Below are 2,916 nucleotides of genomic sequence, written 5' to 3'. Positions count from 1 at the left end.
GCCGTGGGCGTGGGCATCGCGGTGCTGCTGGCGCTGCGGTCGGTGGCCAGAGAGGCTCGGCTGCACCAGATTCCGCTCGACGACGCGGACCACCTGGCCGAGGAGCACGAGCTGCTGCACGACCACATCGTGGCCTACCGCCTCGACGGGCCGCTGTTCTTCGCTGCCGCGCACCGGTTCCTGCTGGAGCTGGCCGAGCTGTCCGACGTGCGGGTGGTCATTCTGCGCATGTCCCATCTCACCGCCCTCGACACCACCGGCGCGCTCACCCTCAAGGACGCCATCGGCAAGCTCGAACACCGCGGCATCACCGTGCTCCTCTCGGGCCTGCGCGAGGACCACCGGCGACGACTGTCCGCCATCGGGGCGCTGCCAGGTGACGGCGAGGGCCACCTGTTCGAACACACCCCCGACGCGATCGCGGTCGCCCGCGAACTCGTTTCCACCCCCGCCGAAAGCAGCCACCTTTGACCGACGCCACCACCCCGAATCTCGTTCAGCGCCTGCGCTATATCGCGGGCGGCAGGCTCCCGGCGTCGATGTCGCAGTGGGTGATCGACGACCTCACCGGACCGGGCGCCGCCCGCCGCTACATGCTGCGCATCCTGATCCCGATCATCCCTCCGCTGTGCCTGTTCCTGCTCATTCCCGGCCCGCTGTGGATGGGCTTGGCCATGATGGCGCTGCTGTACCTGCCGCTGATCTACTTCACGGCCGCGCTCATGTACGTCTTCCGCCGCGCCCGCCTGGCCAAGCACGGCCTGGATCCGGCGCTGGCCGACCAGCGCGAACGCGACCGCACCGCCGCCGCCCGCGCGGCCTACGAACGTGCCCACGGTCGCGGCTGATACTCAGATCAGATAGCGGGTGGTGAATTCGGTGAGGAGCTGGGAGCCGTTGCCCTTGATGTAGTCCCAGGAGAAGGGGAGTTGCTTGACGTCTTCGTAGGTGCGGGTGCCGGGGGCCACGGGGATGTCGGTGCGGGCGGGGATCATTTTGTGGGCGGCGGTGATTTGCTGGGCTTCCGGGGTGAACATGTAGTCCACCAAGGCTTTTGCGGCGGCGGGGTTGTGGGTGGTGTTGAGGATGAAGACGGGGCGGGGCGTGATGATGGTGCCGGAGGCGGGGGAGATGACGCGCAGGGGCACGCCTTTGGCGGCGGCGTCGTAGGCGGAGTAGTCGACGCCGCCGACGATGACGGCGAAGTTTCCGGCGGTGACCTCGTCGAGCGCGGGGCCGTTGCCGCCGCGGACGGTCATGCCGTTGTCGAAGAGGGAGTCGAACATGGCCCAGGTGCGGGGCTTGCCCCAGGCGCTGACCATGGCGGCGATCAGGTCGCGGGCGGTGCCGGATTCGCGAGGGTCCGGCATGATCGCCTTGCCGTGGAATTCGGGGGCGGCCAGATCGGCCCAGTCATTGGGCAGGCGCGGGGACAGTTTGGTGTTGACCACCATGGTCAGTGCCGAGCCGTCGCGGCCGATGAAGCCGTGGTCCTTGCCGATCCAGCCGTCGTGGATCCGATCGGCCCCGCGCGGGGTGTAGGGCAGGGTGCGGCCCTCGAGGTCGTACTGGGCGGCCGGGGTCCACGACGCCAGGTAGACCACGTCCGCCAGCGGGTGCGAGCCCTCCTTGTCGAGTTTGGCGGTGATCTTGCCGGTTTCGCCGTTGAACACGGTGACCTTCACCCCGGACGCCTTGGTGAACGCCGCGAGCAGCTCGTCGGTGAGGTCCTGCGGATTGGCCGAGTACAGCGTCAGGTCTCCGGACAGTCCGGGCGGCGGCGTCCACGAACTGGTGGCGGCCCGGGTCGAATTCGACTCGGCATGCTTGCCGCAGGCGGCCGTGGCGAATGCCGAGGTGACGACGGCCGCGAGGAAAACGCGGCGGGGGAGCGACATTCCGCGGGAGCCCTTTCTGAAGATCGGTCGCGGAAGAGTAGACCGCCGCCCCGGCCCCGCGGGGGAGTGCCGGTGAACAACCGGTGAATCCTTGGTCGAACAGGTTTAGTGGAAGAGCTTGAGCAGATTCACGATCAGCCGATCCACTCCGTAGGCGAAGGGCACGGCCACCCACACCCACGCGAAGATCAGCAGCGGCAGTCGCCGCGACGGGGACTCGGCTGCGGGCTCGGTCATTTCTCTGCTCCTTCCGGCGCGACCGCCGACTCCGCGGGCGCGCGATGGTATTTCGCCGCCACCGGCCGGATCAGCTCATTGGCCAGGAATCCGACACACAGCAGGGCGATCATGATGGCGAACGAGGTGCCGTAGAGCGCGGGCCCGGTCTTGCCGTGGCGCGCACCGGAATCGGCGATGGCATTGACGATCAGCGGCCCGGCCACCCCCGCCACCGACCACGCGGTCAGCAGCCGCCCGTGGATCGCGCCGACCTGATAGGTCCCGAACAGATCCTTGAGATAGGCCGGGATGGTGGCGAATCCGCCGCCGTAGAAGGACAGCACGACCATCGCGCCGAGAATGAACACCGGCTTGCTGTCGCGTCCCACGAACCACACCAGGGCATACGCCAGCGCGCCGACACCGAGGTAGATCCGGTACATGTTCTTGCGACCGATCACGTCCGAGAGCGAGGACCAGCCGATCCGCCCGCTCATGTTCGCCGCCGAGAGCACCGCCACGAAACCCGCTGCCGCGGTGACGGTCACCGGGGTCGAGGAGTGCTTGAAGAAGTCCACCACCATGGGCGCGGCCTTCTCCAGAATCCCGATGCCCGCGGTCACGTTGAAGCACAACACGATCCACAGCAGCCAGAACTGCGGCGTCCGGATGGCGTCGTTGGCGGTCACGTCGTGGCGGCTGATCAGCCTGGCCGCGGTCACCGGGGGAGTCCACCCGGCCGGTCGCCACCCCGGCGGCGGCACCCGCACCAGCAGCGGGCCCAGGGACATGAACACCG

General features: G+C 68.4%; 5 protein-coding genes. 2 read left to right on the top strand and 3 right to left on the bottom strand.

Translation table 11 applies throughout. From position 1 onward, the window contains the following. A partial coding sequence (locus ON43_RS35140; RefSeq protein ID WP_157514288.1) for an STAS domain-containing protein occupies positions 1 to 471 on the top strand: 471 nt, incomplete at its 5' end. Further along, on the top strand, positions 468 to 848 hold the full coding sequence (locus ON43_RS35135) for a DUF5313 family protein (RefSeq protein ID WP_040814594.1): 381 nt from the start codon (positions 468 to 470) through the stop codon (positions 846 to 848). The genes ON43_RS35140 and ON43_RS35135, both read left to right, overlap by 4 nt. Before the next feature lie 3 nt (positions 849 to 851). Here the strand turns inward: ON43_RS35135 and ON43_RS35130 are convergent, their stop codons facing one another. The 3 genes from ON43_RS35130 to ON43_RS35125 all read right to left on the bottom strand — a co-directional run. Next, positions 852 to 1,898: an extracellular solute-binding protein gene (locus tag ON43_RS35130; protein ID WP_040814593.1), complete on the bottom strand. Its 1,047-nt coding sequence runs from the start codon at positions 1,896 to 1,898 to the stop codon at positions 852 to 854. Positions 1,899 to 2,003: 105 nt separating this feature from the next. After that, positions 2,004 to 2,135, bottom strand: a complete 132-nt coding sequence (locus tag ON43_RS46945; RefSeq protein WP_281033406.1) for an MFS transporter small subunit — start codon at positions 2,133 to 2,135, stop codon at positions 2,004 to 2,006. Continuing rightward, positions 2,132 to 2,916: MFS transporter (locus tag ON43_RS35125; protein ID WP_040814591.1), on the bottom strand; the 785-nt coding region annotated here is incomplete at its 5' end. The genes ON43_RS35125 and ON43_RS46945, both read right to left, overlap by 4 nt.

Origin of the sequence: Nocardia concava NBRC 100430, assembly GCF_000308815.1 — a bacterium.
GTDB classification, from domain to species: domain Bacteria; phylum Actinomycetota; class Actinomycetes; order Mycobacteriales; family Mycobacteriaceae; genus Nocardia; species Nocardia concava.
This window is presented reverse-complemented; position numbering and strand designations above follow the sequence as displayed.

Bases quoted from the DNA above. Each gene is read 5' to 3' on its own strand.
- ON43_RS35130 (WP_040814593.1), bottom strand. From the start codon at position 1,898: ATGTCGCTCCCCCGCCGCGTTTTCCTCGCGGCCGTCGTCACCTCGGCA.
- ON43_RS46945 (WP_281033406.1), bottom strand. From the start codon at position 2,135: ATGACCGAGCCCGCAGCCGAGTCCCCGTCGCGGCGACTGCCGCTGCTG.